Origin of the sequence: Pseudomonas luteola NBRC 103146 (assembly GCF_002091675.1) — a bacterium.
In the GTDB taxonomy this organism is placed as follows: domain Bacteria; phylum Pseudomonadota; class Gammaproteobacteria; order Pseudomonadales; family Pseudomonadaceae; genus Chryseomonas; species Chryseomonas luteola.
In genome coordinates, this window is the sequence record NZ_BDAE01000017.1 from 26934 (window position 1) to 45029 (window position 18096).

Consider the following 18096-nt stretch of genomic DNA (forward strand, 5'->3'; position numbering starts at 1 on the left):
ACGAAGACGGTAGATAAGCATGAATCTCCACGAGTATCAGGGTAAGCAGCTGTTCGCTGAGTACGGCCTGCCTGTATCCAAGGGCTTCGCTGTAGACACCCCGGAAGAAGCGGCGGAAGCCTGCGACAAAATCGGCGGCAGCGAGTGGGTCGTTAAAGCACAAGTTCATGCGGGTGGCCGTGGTAAAGCCGGCGGTGTGAAGCTGGTCAAGAGCCGTGAAGACGCCAAGGCGTTTGCTCAAAACTGGCTAGGCAAAAATCTGGTGACCTACCAGACTGATGCTAATGGTCAGCCGGTTAGCAAGATCCTGGTTGAGTCCTGCACGGACATCGACAAGGAACTGTACCTCGGTGCGGTCGTTGACCGCTCCAGCCGCCGTATCGTTTTCATGGCCTCCACCGAAGGTGGCGTGGACATCGAAAAAGTTGCGCACGACACGCCTGAGAAAATTCTGAAGGCAACCGTTGATCCTCTGGTAGGTGCTCAGCCTTATCAAGGCCGTGAGCTGGCCTTTCAGCTAGGCCTGACTGGTAACCAGATCAAGCAGTTCACCCAAATTTTTGTTGGTCTGGCTAAGTTGTTCCAGGATTATGACCTGGCGCTGCTGGAAGTGAACCCGCTGGTCATCAAGAAAGATGGCGACCTTCACTGCCTGGATGCCAAGATCAATATCGACAGCAACGCCATGTATCGTCAGCCCAAGCTGCGTGCAATGCATGATCCATCCCAGGATGATGCTCGTGAAGCCCATGCGCAGAAGTGGGAACTGAACTACGTTGCACTTGAAGGTAACATTGGCTGCATGGTTAATGGTGCAGGTCTGGCCATGGGTACCATGGACATCGTTAACCTGCATGGCGGCAAGCCGGCCAACTTCCTGGACGTAGGCGGTGGCGCGACCAAAGAGCGCGTAACCGAAGCGTTCAAGATCATTCTGTCCGACAGCAATGTTAAAGCCGTACTGGTTAATATCTTCGGCGGTATTGTTCGTTGCGACATGATTGCTGAAGGCATCATCGGCGCAGTGAAAGAAGTCGGCGTGAAGGTTCCCGTCGTTGTGCGCCTGGAAGGCAACAACGCTGAGTTGGGTGCCAAGGTCCTGGCCGAAAGCGGTCTGAACATCATCGCGGCAACTAGCCTGACCGACGCTGCCCAGCAGGTCGTCAAGGCCGCGGAGGGTAAGTAATGAGCGTCCTGATTAATAAAGACACCAAAGTTATCTGCCAGGGCTTTACCGGTAGCCAAGGTACTTTCCACTCCGAGCAAGCTATCGCCTACGGCACCAAGATGGTTGGCGGTGTAACGCCAGGCAAGGGTGGTACTACTCACCTGGGTCTGCCCGTATTCAATACGGTTAAGGAAGCAGTAGAAGCGACCGGCGCCGAGGCTTCGGTCATCTATGTTCCGGCTCCTTTCTGTAAGGACTCCATTCTTGAAGCCGCGTTTGGTGGTATCAAGCTGATCGTTTGCATCACCGAAGGCATTCCTACGCTGGATATGCTGGATGCCAAGGTCAAGTGCGATGAGTTGGGCGTACGCCTGATTGGTCCAAACTGCCCAGGCGTAATCACACCCGGCGAATGCAAGATCGGCATCATGCCTGGTCACATTCATTTGCCAGGTAAGGTCGGCATTGTTTCCCGTTCCGGTACGCTGACGTACGAAGCGGTCAAGCAAACCACTGACGCAGGTTTCGGCCAATCCACATGTGTGGGTATTGGCGGTGACCCGATTCCGGGTTCCAACTTCATCGATATTCTGAAGCTGTTCCAGGAAGATCCCCAGACCGAAGCGATCGTCATGATCGGTGAGATCGGTGGTTCTGCCGAAGAAGAGGCTGCAGCCTTCATCAAGGCCAATGTGACCAAGCCTGTTGTGTCCTACATTGCCGGTGTTACTGCACCTCCTGGCAAGCGTATGGGTCATGCGGGCGCAATCATCTCTGGCGGCAAAGGTACTGCTGACGAGAAGTTCGCTGCGCTGCAAGACGCAGGCGTCAAGACCGTACGTTCCCTGGCTGATATCGGCAAGGCCCTGGCCGAGCTGACTGGTTGGGAAGTCAAGAAGGCGTAAGCCTTACCTTGATGCAAAGGCCACCTTTAAGGTGGCCTTTGTTTTTATAGGGCTGATAAATTTTTAGTTCTGTAAATCGCTGATCGATCGACAATACTGCTACAGAGGGCCTGATTTCGGCCCGTTTAGTCGGGTTGTAAGACGTTTTTGCTGCCTTTGTCTGCAGATTTCGTTAGGATGTGCACCCTTCACAGCCACCGTCTCCAAAAGAGTAGGGTAGCCATTAGTGGTCCGCTTTAGCCAAGCGGGCGTCGTTCCTAATAAGCAACGGGAACCCTTCGCGATCAATCTGTCTGAATCCGGTATTCCCTTAAATGAAATCTCTGAAAGGCCAGGATATCCTGGCGCTTGGCTTTATGACCTTCGCTCTCTTTGTAGGCGCGGGTAACATCATTTTCCCTCCGATTGTAGGCTTGCAAGCCGGTCCACACGTTTGGGCTGCGGCTATTGGCTTCCTTATTACAGCGGTAGGCTTGCCTGTACTAACAGTGGTTGCCTTAGCTCGTGTAGGCGGCGCCATGAATGCGCTGAGCTCACCAATCGGACGGGTAGCCGGTGGCCTGTTGGCAGCGGTCTGCTATTTATCAGTCGGTCCGCTGTTTGCCACCCCACGTACTGCAACTGTCTCATTCGAGGTTGGGCTTGCGCCCCTTACAGGTGGTGGGGCGCTACCGCTGTTTCTCTACAGCCTTGTCTATTTCTGTGTTGTATTGCTGGTATCGCTTTATCCAGGTCGGTTGTTGGATACGGTGGGCCGTTTCCTGGCGCCGTTGAAAATCCTGGCGCTTGCCATTCTGGGGGCGGCGGCATTCCTATGGCCTGCCGGCGGGACGGGCGAGTCCGTCAAAGCTTATCAGGCACAGGCGTTTTCCCAAGGTTTCATTAATGGTTATCTGACCATGGATACGTTGGGCGCTCTGGTGTTTGGCATCGTCATTGTAAATGCGATCAAGGCGCGTGGCATAGAATCAGCAACACTGATTACGCGCTACGCTGTTATTGCAGGACTGATTGCAGGTGTTGGGTTGGCTCTGGTTTACATCAGCCTGTTCCAGTTGGGCTCTACTAGCCATTCATTGGTGCCAGCGGCCACTAATGGGGCAGAGGTGCTTCATGCCTATGTACAGCATACGTTTGGTGAACCTGGCAGTATTTTCCTTGCCTGTCTGATTTCGCTTGCCTGTCTGGTCACTGCGGTTGGATTGACCTGCGCCTGTGCAGAATACTTTAGTGAAGCCCTGCATCTGCCTTACAAAGTTCTGGTTGTTGCACTGGCACTTTTTTCTCTACTCGTTTCGAATCTGGGTTTGACTCATCTGATTCAAATATCCGTACCCGTGCTGACGGCTATTTATCCACCGTGCATTGTCTTGGTTGTGCTTAGCTTCTGCTCCAGACTGTGGCATTCATCCTCGCGCGTTGTAGCCCCTGTCATGCTGGTTGCGTTTCTGTTCGGCATTGTAGATGGCATAAAGGCGGCAGGTTTTGATGTCAGCTGGATTACATGGCTGGAAGCCAAGCTTCCGCTGGTAGATCAAGGGCTGGCGTGGCTCATTCCATCGGTTGTAGTGGGTGTATTGGCTACGCTCTGGGATAGACAGCAAGGCCAGCCACAGGCCGTGCGAGCTTCATAAGAGCTTTTTCCCGGTAATAAAAAAGCCCGCTATTGCGGGCTTTTTTATTACAAGCTTACTGCTGCTTGGTGTTCGGATCACCGCCTTGCAGAGGCTGATCCGGATTTCCCTGAGGAGAAGTATTGGTGCCGGTATCCTGAGCTTCTTTAGCTTGCTCTTGGGCGGCCTCAGTACGCTCTTGAGCAGCCTGATTGCTTTCCTTGGCTGCTTCATTCATGTGGTCTTGAGCTTTCTGCTCGGATTGCTGTGCGTCTTGTGCCTTTTCTTCGGAAGGCTTGTCACAGGCAGCTAAGCCAAGGGCTGCAGCAAGCAGCAGGGCGTAAGCGAAAGGTTTTTGCATGGTCTTCTCCTTGTTTAATTCACGGCAGCACTTCGAGCATACGTATACAGCGAAGTTCCGCGTAGACCTTCTTAGCGTCTATGGCGGTATGCGAGCCTAACAGGTACGGCTGCCAGACCTATTGGCAGCAATCATGGCCAGGTAGTTCCTAACATTTGATTAAATGGCCCGGATATGAGACCTGCAATCCGTTTTGGGTTGAAAAATAAGGACTTGCCCCCATTTTGCGTCCATCACCGCTATCGCGGCTCAACCGTCATCTGTGGAGTTCGTAACCATGAGTGTGGAGACTCAGAAAGAAACATTAGGTTTTCAGACTGAAGTGAAGCAGCTGCTTCATCTCATGATTCATTCTCTGTATTCCAACAAGGAAATTTTTCTTCGGGAGTTGGTTTCCAACGCATCCGATGCGGCGGACAAGCTCCGCTTTGAGGCCCTGGCCAAGCCGGAGCTGCTTGAGGGCGGCGACGCGCTCAAGATCCGTATCAGCTACGACAAGGATGCACGCACTGTCACGATAGAGGACAACGGCATCGGCATGAGCCGTGAGGATGTCGTTACGCATCTGGGAACTATTGCCAAATCAGGCACCGCTGATTTCCTTAAGAACCTGTCGGGCGACCAGCGCAAGGACTCCCACTTGATCGGCCAGTTTGGGGTCGGTTTTTATAGTGCCTTTATCGTAGCGGACAAAGTGGATGTCTTTACACGCCGTGCTGGACAGCCTGCTGCGGAAGGGGTCCACTGGAGTTCGAAAGGCGAAGGCGAGTTCGATGTTGAAACCATCGAAAAACCTGAGCGTGGTACTCGCATCGTTCTGCATCTGAAAACAGGCGAAGAAGAGTTCGCTGACGGCTGGCGTCTGCGTAATATCATCAAGAAGTATTCTGATCACATTGCACTGCCGATCGAGCTGCCAAAAGAGCATCACGGAGAGGACACACCCTCAGAGCAGGAGTGGGAAACGGTCAATCGGGCCAGCGCGTTGTGGACACGGCCGCGTACTGAAGTCAAGGATGAGGAATACCAGGAGTTTTACAAGCACGTCTCCCATGATTTCGAGAACCCTCTGACCTGGAGTCACAATAAGGTAGAGGGCAAGCTTGAATACACCTCGCTACTTTATGTGCCTGCACGCGCGCCCTTTGATCTGTACCAGCGTGAAGCGCCGCGTGGATTGAAGCTTTATGTGCAGCGTGTATTCATTATGGATCAGGCTGACGAGTTCCTGCCCCTTTACCTGCGCTTCATCAAGGGTGTGGTGGATTCCAACGATCTCTCGCTTAACGTCTCTCGTGAGATTCTTCAGAAGGATCCGGTCATCGACTCCATGAAGTCGGCGTTGACCAAGCGGGTCCTGGATATGTTGGAAAAGCTGGCCAAAAACGAGCCGGAGCAATACAAGCAGTTCTGGAGTGCTTTTGGACAGGTTCTGAAAGAAGGGCCGGCGGAGGACTTTGCCAATCGTGAAAAGATTGCCGGCTTGCTGCGTTTTGCATCGACTCATGGAGATGCGGGTGAACAGGACGTTGCGCTCGCTGACTACATTGGTCGCATGAAGGAAGGGCAAGACAAGATCTACTACCTGACAGGCGAAAGCTACAATCAGGTGAAGAGCAGTCCACACCTGGAAGTTTTCCGTAAGAAGGGTATCGAAGTCCTTCTGCTAACGGATCGCATCGATGAGTGGCTGATGAGCTACCTGACTGAGTTCGATGGTAAGGCATTCATTGATGTTGCTCGTGGCGATCTGGACTTGGGCAAGCTTGATTCCGAAGAGGACAAGAAGGCTCAGGAAGAAATAGCCAAGGCCAAAGAAGATCTTGTTGGTCGCATCAAGAAGGCACTGGATAACGAGGTCAGCGAAGTGCGGGTTTCTCATCGCCTGACAGACTCACCGGCTATTCTGGCAATCGGCGAACAGGACCTGGGTCTGCAGATGCGTCGCATCCTTGAGGCGAGCGGCCAGAAGGCCCCTGAATCCAAGCCGATTTTTGAAATCAATCCACAGCATCCTTTGATTGAAAAGCTGGACATGGAGCAGGATGAAGACCGCTTCGTAGATTTAGCTCATGTCTTGTTCGATCAGGCAGCTCTCGCTGCAGGTGATAGTCTCAAGGATCCGGCTGCGTACGTGCGCCGTCTCAATAAGCTTCTGGTAGAACTTTCTGCCTGATGCGCTGATAAAGCCCGCTTCTGGCGGGCTTTCTTTTAACACCCAACGACGAAGAGGTAACCCATGGCCGAAATGACGGTTAAGGCAATCCAGTATGAGATCGATGGACAGCCGTTCGAAGGGCAGCTGGTCTACGATGCTGATCAGCCCCAGACGCGGCCAGCAGTTCTGCTTTCGCCTAACTGGATGGGCGTATCGCAAGGCGCTATTGATTTAGCCAAGCGCCTTGCCAGCGAAGATGGGCTGGTTTATTTCATCGTGGATTTTTATGGTCAGAAGGTGCGTCCTGCTAATGCAGATGAGGCGCTGGCAGCCATGATGCCGATTCGTAATGATAGGGCTTTACTACGCAAGCGCCTGCAGTCTGCTTATCAGGCGCTTGTTGCTCAAGCGGGCACTGTTGCAATAGACACGAAACACATTGCTGCCATTGGCTTTTGCTTTGGTGGCTGTGCTGCGCTTGAGTTGGCGCGTGAAGGTGCAGAATTGGCTGCTGTTGTCACTTTCCATGCCAATCTGGATACGCCAAATCCTGAAGATGCCCGTAATATCAAAGCACCCGTTCTAGTGCTGCACGGGGCTGCTGATCCGTTAGTGCCTAGCGAACAGATTTCTGCCTTCGAGGCAGAAATGACCGCAGCCAATGTCGATTGGCAAGTTATCAGTTACGGTAATGCTGTCCATTCCTTTACTGATCCGGAAGCCAATAATCCAGGCAAGCAGCAATACAATCCGGTTGTTGCCAAACGCGCCTTCCTGGCTATGCATAATCTGTTTGATGAGGTCATGTCGCGCTAGTATGCGAAGACCCGCAGCAGTGCCTGGTCTAAGAAAAGCCCGCCAATAGGCGGGCTTTTTATGACCTGTAAGATTTAATCGTCGTCATGCATATTGGATTGCAGGTAGTTCTCAATCCCTACCTTGTCGATCAGCCCCAACTGAGTTTCGAGCCAATCGATATGCTCCTCTTCGGACTCCAGGATGTCCTTGAGCATGTCGCGACTTACATAGTCTCGAACACTTTCGCAGTACACAATTGCATCTCGTAGGTCGGCAACCGCTGCGATTTCCAGGCGAAGGTCACACTCAAGCATTTCCTTGGTATTTTCACCAATCATCAACTTGCCAAGATCCTGAAGGTTTGGAAGGCCTTCAAGAAACAGGATTCGCTCAATCAGACGATCCGCATGCTTCATCTCGTCGATTGACTCATGGTATTCATGGTGGCCAAGTTTTTTCAGGCCCCAGTCGTTATACATGCGCGAATGGAGGAAGTACTGATTGATGGCAACAAGCTCGTTTCCAAGTATCTTGTTGAGATGCTGAATGACTTTAATGTCGCCTTTCATGACGGCTCCGCCCAAGGATTATGTAATACAAGTCTGGGCGCGAAGCGAGGGCTTGTCAAACGTAAGTTATTGAATTGATTATGAAAAACATCTGTGAATAACACGCTTTCGCAACTGATTCATAACCTACTGATTTTTAGACATAAAAAAACCGGGCCAACCGCCCGGCTCTTAAAAATCTGTTTATCAGGCTTGGGATAATCCGACCGGGTAGGCCAGACTTTGAGCCGCCTGAAGCTCGCCAAGGGTTTCCCTGACAACCGTTTTAGCCAGGCAGGCACATTTACCGCATTGAGTACCTACTCCTGTGCATTCCCTTACTTCCCGATAGCTGCAGCATCCTTCGTAGATAGCTTCACGGATTTGCTTATCGGTGACACCTCGGCACAAACATACGTACATGGCGATTCGTCTATGGCTGAAAAGAGATATCGGCAGACTAATCGTAGTGAGAATGATTGTCAAAGCGTTATAGGAGGGAATGTTATTAACCTGCCGAGCGGCACGATGGCCGCTCGGCAAAAGGTTTATTCAGGGTCCATCCAGCCGCCCAGCTCACGCCAGCGATTGACGATACCGCAGAACAGATCGGCCGTTTTTTCCGTGTCATAACGGGCAGAGTGCGCTTCCCGATTATCAAACCCGATTCCAGCGCTTTGGCAGGCTTTGGCTAGTACCGTTTGCCCATAAGCCAGTCCGGCTAATGTAGCCGTGTCAAAGCTTGAGAAGGGGTGAAAGGGGTTTCGTTTGATACCACAGCGCAAGACCGCAGCGTTGAGAAACGCAAGATCAAAGCTACTGTTATGACCTACCAAAATGGCTCGCTTGCAACCGTTGGCTTTCAAAGATTTCCGCACCCCACGGAAGATTTCCGTAAGGGCATGTTCTTCCTTGACGGCCATTCTCAGCGGGTGATCAAGCTTGATGCCAGTAAACTCGAGCGCGGCAGGTTCTACATTGGCCCCTTCGAACGGCTCGACCCGAAAGAAATGGGTGTGCTCAGGGAAGAGAAAACCTTTCTCATCCATCCCAATGATAGTAGCGGCTATTTCCAATAGCGCATCGGTGGACGCATTGAAGCCACCGGTTTCCACGTCCACGACTACAGGTAAATAGCCACGAAAGCGTCGGGCCATTGGAATACGCGAGTCGGACATTGGCGCGGTGTTTTCCATTTCTTCCGCGAACAGTTCTTCATCATCACTCATGCAGAGGTCTCCAGACGCCAACGCAACGTTTCTCCGGCACGCAGCGGCACAACTTCAAAATCGCCAAAAGGCAGGGAGCTAGGTGCTTTCCACTCTTCACGCACCAGCGTTACGGTATCGGTATTATGCGGAAGGCCATAAAAGTCGGCGCCAAACAGGCTGGCGAAGCCCTCTAATTTATCCAGCGCGTCGCGGCCTTCGAAGGCTTCGGCATACAGTTCAAGTGCTGCATAGGCGGTATAGCAGCCAGCGCAGCCGCATGCAGACTCCTTGGCGTGTTTGGGGTGTGGTGCTGAGTCCGTACCCAGAAAGAACTTTGGACTTCCGCTGACAGCGGCATCCAGTAGCGCTTCCTGATGCGTGTTGCGTTTGAGGATAGGTAGACAAAAAAAGTGCGGGCGGATGCCGCCAACCAGCATGTGATTACGATTATAGAGCAGATGATGAGCGGTGATGGTGGCGGCTACGTTTGCCGACGCATCACGTACAAATTGTGCTGCATCGCCTGTCGTGATGTGTTCAAGCACGACCCGAAGCGCGGGGAAGCGTCTAACGATGACGCTAAGCTGCTCGTCGATAAAGCGCTTTTCACGGTCGAAAATGTCGACTTCTGAGCGTGTAACTTCGCCATGTACCAGCAGCGGCAGTCCTACCTCGGCCATCGTTTCCAATACCGGAAAGATATTGTCCAGCGAGGTGACCCCTGAGTCGGAATTTGTTGTGGCGCCAGCAGGGTAGAGCTTGACGGCATGTACGAAGCCGCTCGCCTTGGCAGCACGGATTTCGTCTGGTGTGGTGCGGTCAGTCAGGTACAGTACCATCAGCGGTTCGAAGCGGTTGGCGGCGGGGCGGGCAGCCAGAATACGCTCGCGATAAGCCGCGGCTTGTTCCGCATTGCGTACAGGTGGTACCAGGTTGGGCATGATGATGGCACGGGCAAAGGTGCGAGCAACATCGGCTACGGTTTGGCTCAAGGCCGCACCATCACGGAGGTGTATATGCCAGTCATCGGGACGGCGAAGCGTTATCCGGTCGGACATGCTGATTTCCAGGCGAACAAATGTGGAGAGAATGCTACCGGAAAAGGCGGACTCGGGCACGCCGCCCAGCCTAGAAGTATTTCAGAATAGCTGATCCATTGGGTGAAACAGGCAGAGTTGTTCTAAAGCAATGCCGCCTGCGTAGCGTTGGCGTACTATCCAGGTGCTGATTGTATTCAAGTTTTCTGGGTAATGAACCGATATCACAAGGGTAAGATTCTTCTATTGGATTCGGAGCCTCCCCGTGCGCCTTCGTTACTTGACCCTTCTACCGCTCCTGGCCAGCCTGCCGGCAATGGGCATCACATTCCAGGACCGCATTGAAAAAGCGGGATGGAAAGTGGAGGGCGATCAGTTTGAATGCCGGCTTTCTCAGGATGTTCCCCGCTTTGGTACGGGTGAGTTTGTTCGTCGTGCCGGAGAGCAACCTACTTTCAGGCTCAAAACATCTGAAAACTGGCTTTCCCAAGGCTCTGCGACGCTGCTGGCTGCCGCTACGCCATGGCAGCCGGGACGAGGTGATGAGTCGCTGGGTTCAATCAGAATTCAAGGTGGCAATACTCCGCTCAATACGAGCGAGAGTCAGGGGCGGCGCCTGCTGACCGGATTGATGGAAGGTCGCAGTCCATTGATCAAATCGCGTAGCCGTAATGGCGACCCGCTTGAGGTTCGTATTCTACCCGCGAGGTTTGAGTCGGCGTATCAGGATTTCCAGCTGTGTGCTGCCAAGCTTCTGCCAGTCAACTTTGATCAAATTCGTCACTCCCTGGTTGGCTTTCCCAAGGGGGGAAGTGATCTGGATGAAGTGGCACGTAACAAGCTGGACATCATTCTTCAGTATCTCAAAGCCGATCCCACTGTAAACCATGTAGTGATTTCTGGCTTTACCGATAATTCCGGTAATCGACTCGATAACCGCCAGGAATCGCGGCTGCGTGCAATGGCTGTCATGCAGTATCTGAAAGCCAGCGGCGTTCCTGAGGAGCAAATGGAAATTCGCTTTTTTGGAGAGCAGTATCCTTTGGTCGCCAATAACAGCAAGGCAAATCGAGCCAAGAACAGAAGGGTGTCGATGGTGTTTACCCGTGAGCCTGTAGCCTCTGACTCCAAGCCAGAGTCTTCTACGGCAGCGCCAGCCGACGCGCCGGCGGCCGTTCCAGCTACAGCTTCGCAAGGTGGTAAGCCAAGCAGTTAATAGCGTACCGGGTGTCGCCTAGGCAACTTCTTGTGTCGCGCCTCTATAAATAGCTCCGCTTGGCAAGTAGAATCATTTTCTTTCTAAGCAATGCGTGGGAGCGAGTGGCATGACGGACGTCAAGAAGGTAGTCCTGGCGTATTCGGGCGGCCTGGATACTTCGGTGATCCTCAAGTGGCTGCAGGATACCTATAACTGTGAAGTCGTAACATTTACAGCGGACCTTGGCCAAGGGGAAGAAGTGGAGCCCGCTCGCGCTAAAGCCAAGGCTTTAGGCGTCAAGGAAATCTTCATCGAAGACCTGCGTGAAGAATTCGTTCGTGATTTCGTTTATCCGATGTTCCGGGCGAATACGGTATACGAAGGCGAATACCTGCTAGGTACTTCCATTGCTCGTCCGCTTATCGCCAAGCGATTGATCGAAATTGCCAACGAAACGGGCGCTGATGCCATCTCCCACGGTGCAACCGGCAAGGGCAATGATCAGGTACGCTTCGAACTGGGAGCCTATGCGCTCAAGCCTGGCGTAAAAGTTATTGCACCCTGGCGTGAGTGGGATTTGTTGTCCCGCGAAAAGCTCATGGATTATGCAGAAAAGCACAATATCCCGATCGAGCGTCACGGCAAGAAAAAATCGCCTTATTCCATGGATGCTAACCTCCTACACATCTCTTATGAAGGTGGTGTGCTGGAAGACACATGGACTGAGCATGAGGAGGACATGTGGCGCTGGACCAAGTCGCCAGAGGCTGCTCCGGATCAGCCGACGTATATCGAATTGACTTACCGTGCTGGTGATATCGTGGCTATCGATGGCAAGGACATGACGCCTGCCCATGTGCTGGCTGAGCTCAATCGCATCGGTGGCGAAAACGGTATTGGCCGTCTGGATATCGTTGAGAACCGTTACGTGGGAATGAAGTCGCGTGGCTGCTATGAAACGCCTGGCGGCACCATTATGCTCAAGGCCCACCGAGCTATCGAGTCCATTACCCTGGATCGTGAAGTCGCCCACCTCAAGGATGAGCTCATGCCTCGCTATGCGAGCCTGATCTATACCGGCTATTGGTGGAGTCCCGAACGCCTGATGCTCCAGCAGATGATCGATGCTTCCCAGTCCAACGTAAACGGGGTCGTACGTCTGAAGTTGTATAAAGGCAACGTAATTGTCGTTGGTCGTAAATCTGACGACTCCCTGTTTGATGCGAATATCGCTACGTTTGAAGAAGACGGTGGTGCTTACGACCAGGCTGATGCAGCAGGTTTCATCAAGCTCAATGCATTGCGTATGCGTATCGCCGCTAATAGCGGACGCAAATTGTTTTGAGTGATCTTGCCCCGGATCAATACCTGGGCAGCCCTTCCGTCTGGAGGGGCTCTCGCTCTTAAACGCTAATAAAAAAAGCCCAACCGGGCTTTTTTTATTTACAGATCGAAATCGTATTCCGAGATCTGACGCTTCAAGCGACGCTCTTCAAGCATATTGTCTATCAAGCGGCGCTTGGTAAGGTTGGTTTTGCTGACAGGCACATCAGCAGCCTCAACGTCACCCTCGGTTTCTACGAAGTCATCATCAAGTTCGATATCGCTTTTCTCGCTCGCCATGAGAAAACTCCTAGCATGAGGTGGTCAAGGAGCGGGTGCAGTTTGAGAGGACTACACAGCCCTTTTGGCGCACCTTATAGCGACAAAGTGATGAGTCGTAAAAAAGATTTTTTTAATCGATCAGCTTGAAAGTTACGGTACTTATCAATTATCCGATGTCTTGGCTTTGTATTCGCACAGGTCTTCAATGCGACAGCTCCCACAGCGGGGTTTTCGCGCCTGACACACGTAGCGCCCATGCAGAATCAACCAGTGGTGTGCATCCAGCAGATATTCCTTCGGAACCACCTTGAGAAGCTTTTGCTCCACCTCAACTACATTTTTTCCTGGAGCAAGATTGGTCCGGTTGCTGACACGGAAAATATGCGTATCAACGGCCATCGCAAACTGCCGAAACGCTGTATTTAAAATGACATTTGCAGTTTTACGACCTACGCCAGGAAGGGCTTCCAGTGCCTCACGTGTCTGTGGAACTTCACCGTTGTGCTGCTCGATCAAAATACGGCAGGTTTCGATAACGTTCTTGGCTTTTGTGTTATAGAAATTGATCGTATTGATGTATGCAGAAAGCCCATCCACACCAAGGGCATACAGGGTTTCCGGAGTGTTGGCCACTGGGAACAACTTTGCGGTTGCCTTGTTGACCCCTTTATCGGTGGCTTGTGCCGATAGCATTACGGCAATCAGTAATTCGAAAGGCGTCGTGTAGGACAGCTCGGTCTTGGGATCAGGGTTGTCCTCGTGGAGACGACGAAAGATTTCCAGGCGCTTGGCGGCATTCATGGGAATAGTGGCTCGGCTTTCACGGTAAAGGGCTAACGCATCATTACGACGCCAAATGCTCTGACAGTTTATTTTCAAGCTCGGTCAATCGGCCACGCACTTCCAACAAGACATTCTCGGAAGTGTTCCTGTCGCGTTCAAGGCGTTTTACTTCTGCCTTGGCATAAGCAATCTGCGTCTTAAGGGTCCGCGTTAGAGGGTCGACAGGGCTTTTCTGTATCAGAGTATGCTCCGGCAGAGGTCTGTCTGAAGCCTTTTCAGCCATGTCCAAAGTGTTCTCAGCCTGATGAATCATTTGGCGCAGTTGCGAAAGCTCCTCTTGAGGTGCACCGTTACGCTCTGCCGAGAGAAACGCGGCACGGGCACTTACTAGACCCAACTTTGCCTGTTTCAATGCATCCGGCGTCTTGGGCGGCGTCTGATCTTCAAGATTTGCCAGGGCTTGTGCAGCAGCGGCAGCTGAGCCGTGAAGCATGCTCAGCTGCTCTTGCTGTTCCGGGGTTGGCTGTTGCCCGAATGCTTTCTCAGCTTTACTGAGTTGCGCTCGTGCCATGGCAGCATTGATTTTGGCTCGCTTTATTTCAGCAGAAACATCAATCGGTTGGGCTTGGCTTGAAGGGCGGCTACCACTCAGCGCTTCATCCAGCGCTTGCTGGGCGGCTTCAGCGGCCTGTTTGAGCCATTTAACCTGATCTTCCAATTGTTGTGTGGCACGCTGAGCCAGCTGCTTTTCAGCTTTCTTGAGCGCCATTTGGGCTGTAGAGGCGTTGAGCTTGAGTTTTTTAAGTATTACGTCCGCATCAGTGGATGGATCTTTCTGAGCTTTGATGCGCGATATTGCTGCCTGGACAGGATCGACTGACGTGGCAGTTTGAACCGCCTCTGTCGACAATTGAGAGCGTGCCAGACGTGCATCTCGATCGGCCTGTTTACGCTGCTCTTCACGCGCCAGACGTGCGTTGTGTGCGTCATAGCGTAAGCGGTAATGAGCCGCTTGCTGCCGTTGCTGTTCGTGAGAAGGTTGTACAGGTAGCGGGTTCAGATCGATACAGTCGACAGGGCAAGGCGCAATGCACAGTTCACATCCGGTACATTCAGCCGCTATGACCGTGTGCATCAGCTTTGCTGCGCCTACGATGGCATCCACCGGGCAAGCCTTTAAGCATTTGGTACAGCCAATGCATTCTGCCTCACGAATGAACGCTACCTGAGCAGGTGTGGGCGGGTAGGGTGAGTCCAGAGGCGTGGCCTCGACGCCCAGCAGCACGGCCAGATCATGAATGGTTTCATCCCCACCGGGAGGACATTTGTTAATGGCTTCGCCCGCCGCAATGGAAGTGGCATAAGGGAGACAGCCAGGATGGCCACATTTACCGCACTGGGTTTGCGGTAAAAGCGCGTCGATTGCATGTATCAGGCTCATGCACATACATCCAGTGACGTGCGCATGGCGCCAAAAACAAATTCAAGCATGGTCAGCAGATAAAGCGGATAGCCAGACAGGGGCGTATTATCCGGGATATGGCCGCGAATGAACACCTGCCGCTGGCCAGCGGCAGGCTGCTAGATCAACGAGGCGCTATGGAGGCCATCGATCAGGACTTGCGGTCGCCCTTTGGAGCAAGACTCAATCCGTGCGCGAACTCCATAAACTTCTGCCAGACTATCCGCATCGATCACGCTCTGCGGAGTGCCATGAGCCGCCAGGCGTCCATTCTTGAGCATGACAATATGGTCGGTTTGTCTCAAGGCGATGTTGATATCGTGCAACACGATAAGGGTAACCATATCGCGCTGACGTGTTTCCTGGGCTATCACGTCCATCACATGAAACTGGAAGTTCAGATCGAGTGCGCTCAGGGGCTCATCAAGTAAAAGCAGTGTCGGTCTGCGGATCAGGGCCTGTGCCAGACCTACCAGCTGTTTTTGTCCACCAGAGAGCTGGTCAAGGTAGTGCATGCCCAGGTGTTCGATCTCAAGGCGCCTAAGCAGGGTAAGCGCGTCCTCAGTGTCTTTGGCATGCGGCTGCCCAGAGGCACGGCGTGCAACCAGAAGCGACTCGAAAACACGCAGATGGACGCTGGCAGGCAATGTCTGGGGAAGATAGACCACTTTCTCCGCGCGTTTGGCAAAGCTCAGACTGGTAAGCGCCTCTTCGTCCAGTGTGATGGTGCCTTTGGCCGGCGTCAGGCCAGCGATGGCCTTGAGTAAAGTTGACTTACCGCTTCCGTTGGGACCGAGCAAGGCGGTTACCTTGCCATGCGTAATGCCTTCAAGGGTAAGGTCCTGAATGATCGTTTTTTTGCCATAGCCAACATTCAGCCCCTGCATAGATAACGCGTGCATTACAGGCCTCCCTTGTTACGCAGGACAACCGTGAGGAAAAAGGGTATACCCACAAGAGCCGTTACGATTCCAACCGGTATCAGCACGCCGGGGAGCAGGTTCTTGGATGCAACAGATGCAAGTGAAAGAATCAACGCACCGGCCAAGGCGCTGGCAGGTAGATAGAACCGGTGATCTTCGCCAAAGATCAGGCGAGAAATGTGCGGGCCTACCAAGCCAATGAAGCCGATGGTGCCTACAAACGCCACAGCCAGGGCGGTGAGAATACTAACTCTCAGCAGGGTGCCTAGCCTTAAGCGCTTGACATTGATTCCAAAGCTGGCTGCACGATCCTCACCGAGTCGTAACGCTGTCAGCTGCCATGCCCGACGAAGCGACAAGGGAAGTGCGATGGCAAGTGCCAGCGCCAGAATGCCGAGCTTGAGCCAGGTGGCTCGGGCAAGGCTTCCCATGGTCCAGAAGACCAGTCCTGAAAGCGTATCCTCACTGGCAACAAATTGAACCAACGATACTAGTGCCTGAAAGGTAAAGCCCAAGGCAATACCGAACAGCACAATGGCGCTGGTTGTGGCTTGACGAAGCCGTGCGACAACGTCGAGTAGAAGGGTGGCTGCCAGAACAAACACAAAGGCGTTGATCGAGATAAGCCACTCGCTGGGTACACCCGGAATGCCCAGATTCAACACAATGGCCAGGGCCGCTCCGAACGCGGCGGCGTGTGAAAGCCCTAGCGTGAAAGGGCTGGCCAGAGGGTTATTCAGTATTGTCTGCATTTCGGCGCCGGCAAGGCCTAACGCTGCGCCGACACAAACGGCCATGAGCGCTTGCGGGAGACGAATATTCCAGACAATAACCGCCTGACTAGGACTGACCGATTCGCGATGCACCAGGGTTTGCCAGAGATCACTAACGCTCAGGCCGGCCGGCCCGAGCGTGAAGTCCAGTAATAACGAACAACCAATCGCGATTACGAAGATCGCCAGAATAAGGAGTCGCTTACTCAGGAGCGAGCGGTAATCGTTAGAGAGAGAGGCATCCAGGGCAGGATGCTCAATCGATTGCTTGGCGTTCATGGATTACTCTTGGCTTGCGTCCAGTAGGCGCCACGGATATCGACAGGAAGGAACTGGTTATTCAGCTCATCCAGCGTTTGCTTGGGGTCGACGTCCTTGAACGCGTCCGGGTAGAACCATTTGGCAAATGCCTCGATGGCCAAAATGTTGTAGGGCGAGTTATAGAAATTATGCCAGATGCCGTACGTACGACCTTCATGAACAGCTCTGAGCGGCGCGATTTCCTGACGCTTGAGCAGGCCTTGCAGGCTGGCGGCCGCGGCATCATCTGTAACGCCTGTGCCTGACTTCAGGCCATTGTCAGTGGAGCTCATGTCCCGAGTGCCACTTGCAATGTAGATATCAGGGTTAACACTCAGAAGGGTCTCGGCATTGATGTCGCCGATTACGCCAGGCAGCAGGGGAGCGGCCAAGTTGTTGCCTCCAGCCGCTTCGATAAATTCGCCAAAATTGCCTTTACCGGCCGTATGGCAGCACGCTGCGCCAGGCCAGATACCTGCCAGCATTTCGATGAAGACATTGGGACGTTTGTCGCTAGGGATAGTTGAGACGGTTTTCTGAATTCGATCCAGATGACGTTGATAGAACGCAATGTAATCTTCAGCCTGCTTTTCTCGATGCACAGCCTTGCCAAGTACACGCATACTGGGAATGGTGTTTTGCATGGGGTGCTGACGGAAATCAATGAAAACAACCGGCACACCTGCAGCCTTTAGCTGCTCTACCAGCTCATTCTTGACGCCCGGGCCGTGACCAGCAATGCCGAAAATTGCAATATCAGGCTTCAGGGAGATCGCTTTTTCATCGTTGACACTGGCTTCAGACGTTTTGCCAATAGTCGGGATCTTGTCGATTTGAGGATACTTGGCCTGATAGGCCGCGTAGCCCTGCTTGTCTACGGTACTGAGTTCACCTTGCCAGCCAACAATACGGTCGAGTGGCTTGTCGCCTTCCAGTAGAGCCAGTGCATAAAGCATCCGTCCTTCGCCCAGAAGGATACGGTCAACCTTGGCAGGAATTTCTACCTGGCGGCCAGCGATATCAGTAATAGTCTCAGCATGAAGACCACTCGACATGATGGCAGCCAGAGAAAAGCCTGATAGAAGGCCAAGCCAGCGCTTGCCAGACAATATGGAATTAAACATTACTCTTCCCTGCAAATGAGATGCTTTATTATTAGGCGACTAACAGCTTATGTTTTCAAGTCTCTTTGCAATATTTAGCCGTTATTGTTCAACCACTTGTAAGAAAACGGCCGCTTATAGCGGCCGTTT

General features: G+C 52.8%; 18 protein-coding genes. 7 read left to right on the top strand and 11 right to left on the bottom strand.

Annotated features, from left to right (window positions below; translation table 11 throughout):
* The first annotated feature begins 19 nt into the window (after nucleotides 1-19).
* From sucC to brnQ, 3 genes are all read left to right on the top strand, one after another.
* Complete coding sequence (gene sucC, locus PLU01S_RS17230) at nucleotides 20-1186, top strand: ADP-forming succinate--CoA ligase subunit beta (protein WP_019365384.1); 1167 nt, start codon at nucleotides 20-22, stop codon at nucleotides 1184-1186.
* Nucleotides 1186-2073, top strand: coding sequence for a succinate--CoA ligase subunit alpha (gene sucD, locus PLU01S_RS17235; protein WP_003087428.1), 888 nt, complete (start codon nucleotides 1186-1188; stop codon nucleotides 2071-2073). Before sucC ends, sucD begins: the two co-directional genes overlap by 1 nt.
* A gap of 314 nt (nucleotides 2074-2387) precedes the next feature.
* A complete protein-coding gene (gene brnQ, locus PLU01S_RS17240) occupies nucleotides 2388-3707 on the top strand; it encodes a branched-chain amino acid transport system II carrier protein (RefSeq protein ID WP_074827371.1) in 1320 nt (439 codons plus the stop codon).
* A gap of 55 nt (nucleotides 3708-3762) precedes the next feature.
* Here brnQ and PLU01S_RS17245 read toward each other — a convergent pair whose 3' ends face one another.
* Nucleotides 3763-4047 carry a hypothetical protein gene (locus PLU01S_RS17245; RefSeq protein ID WP_074827369.1) on the bottom strand — a complete coding sequence of 95 codons (285 nt, stop codon included), beginning with the start codon at nucleotides 4045-4047 and terminating at the stop codon, nucleotides 3763-3765.
* 277 nt (nucleotides 4048-4324) lie between these two features.
* On the opposite strand from PLU01S_RS17245, the gene htpG reads away from it, so the two are divergent.
* On the top strand, nucleotides 4325-6223 hold the full coding sequence (gene htpG / locus PLU01S_RS17250) for a molecular chaperone HtpG (RefSeq protein WP_074827367.1): 1899 nt from the start codon (nucleotides 4325-4327) through the stop codon (nucleotides 6221-6223).
* A gap of 63 nt (nucleotides 6224-6286) precedes the next feature.
* On the top strand, nucleotides 6287-7021 hold the full coding sequence (locus PLU01S_RS17255) for a dienelactone hydrolase family protein (protein WP_074827365.1): 735 nt from the start codon (nucleotides 6287-6289) through the stop codon (nucleotides 7019-7021).
* 74 nt (nucleotides 7022-7095) lie between these two features.
* Here the strand turns inward: PLU01S_RS17255 and bfr are convergent, their stop codons facing one another.
* The 4 genes from bfr to pyrC form a co-directional block, all read right to left on the bottom strand.
* Nucleotides 7096-7572, bottom strand: a complete 477-nt coding sequence (gene bfr / locus PLU01S_RS17260) for a bacterioferritin (protein ID WP_019365389.1) — start codon at nucleotides 7570-7572, stop codon at nucleotides 7096-7098.
* Nucleotides 7573-7758: 186 nt separating this feature from the next.
* Nucleotides 7759-7974 carry a bacterioferritin-associated ferredoxin gene (locus tag PLU01S_RS17265; protein WP_073450677.1) on the bottom strand — a complete coding sequence of 72 codons (216 nt, stop codon included), beginning with the start codon at nucleotides 7972-7974 and terminating at the stop codon, nucleotides 7759-7761.
* 125 nt (nucleotides 7975-8099) lie between these two features.
* Nucleotides 8100-8747 carry a ribonuclease T gene (rnt, locus tag PLU01S_RS17270; RefSeq protein WP_376748358.1) on the bottom strand — a complete coding sequence of 216 codons (648 nt, stop codon included), beginning with the start codon at nucleotides 8745-8747 and terminating at the stop codon, nucleotides 8100-8102.
* Nucleotides 8748-8776: 29 nt separating this feature from the next.
* Nucleotides 8777-9820, bottom strand: coding sequence for a dihydroorotase (pyrC, locus tag PLU01S_RS17275; RefSeq protein WP_074827361.1), 1044 nt, complete (start codon nucleotides 9818-9820; stop codon nucleotides 8777-8779).
* A gap of 244 nt (nucleotides 9821-10064) precedes the next feature.
* Between pyrC and PLU01S_RS17280 the strand changes: the two genes are divergently transcribed.
* Nucleotides 10065-11015 carry a flagellar protein MotY gene (locus PLU01S_RS17280; RefSeq protein ID WP_074827359.1) on the top strand — a complete coding sequence of 317 codons (951 nt, stop codon included), beginning with the start codon at nucleotides 10065-10067 and terminating at the stop codon, nucleotides 11013-11015.
* Nucleotides 11016-11124: 109 nt separating this feature from the next.
* Complete coding sequence (locus tag PLU01S_RS17285; protein ID WP_010797818.1) at nucleotides 11125-12342, top strand: argininosuccinate synthase; 1218 nt, start codon at nucleotides 11125-11127, stop codon at nucleotides 12340-12342.
* Between the two features lie 98 nt (nucleotides 12343-12440).
* Here PLU01S_RS17285 and PLU01S_RS17290 read toward each other — a convergent pair whose 3' ends face one another.
* The 6 genes from PLU01S_RS17290 to PLU01S_RS17315 all read right to left on the bottom strand — a co-directional run bounded on the left by PLU01S_RS17290 (nucleotide 12441) and on the right by PLU01S_RS17315 (nucleotide 17967).
* Nucleotides 12441-12620 carry a PA3496 family putative envelope integrity protein gene (locus tag PLU01S_RS17290; RefSeq protein ID WP_010797819.1) on the bottom strand — a complete coding sequence of 60 codons (180 nt, stop codon included), beginning with the start codon at nucleotides 12618-12620 and terminating at the stop codon, nucleotides 12441-12443.
* A 144-nt stretch (nucleotides 12621-12764) separates the two neighbouring features.
* Nucleotides 12765-13403: an endonuclease III gene (gene nth, locus PLU01S_RS17295; RefSeq protein ID WP_074827356.1), complete on the bottom strand. Its 639-nt coding sequence runs from the start codon at nucleotides 13401-13403 to the stop codon at nucleotides 12765-12767.
* A 43-nt stretch (nucleotides 13404-13446) separates the two neighbouring features.
* Nucleotides 13447-14826 carry an electron transport complex subunit RsxB gene (gene rsxB, locus PLU01S_RS17300; protein WP_074827354.1) on the bottom strand — a complete coding sequence of 460 codons (1380 nt, stop codon included), beginning with the start codon at nucleotides 14824-14826 and terminating at the stop codon, nucleotides 13447-13449.
* A 140-nt stretch (nucleotides 14827-14966) separates the two neighbouring features.
* A complete protein-coding gene (locus tag PLU01S_RS17305) occupies nucleotides 14967-15749 on the bottom strand; it encodes an ABC transporter ATP-binding protein (RefSeq protein WP_010797822.1) in 783 nt (260 codons plus the stop codon).
* Nucleotides 15749-16822 carry a FecCD family ABC transporter permease gene (locus PLU01S_RS17310; protein ID WP_010797823.1) on the bottom strand — a complete coding sequence of 358 codons (1074 nt, stop codon included), beginning with the start codon at nucleotides 16820-16822 and terminating at the stop codon, nucleotides 15749-15751. The genes PLU01S_RS17305 and PLU01S_RS17310 overlap by 1 nt, the downstream gene beginning before the upstream one ends.
* The gene (locus PLU01S_RS17315; protein ID WP_074827353.1) at nucleotides 16819-17967 is read right to left on the bottom strand and encodes an ABC transporter substrate-binding protein; all 1149 of its coding nucleotides are present in this window, start codon (nucleotides 17965-17967) and stop codon (nucleotides 16819-16821) included. The genes PLU01S_RS17310 and PLU01S_RS17315 overlap by 4 nt, the downstream gene beginning before the upstream one ends.
* Nucleotides 17968-18096 lie beyond the last annotated feature (129 nt).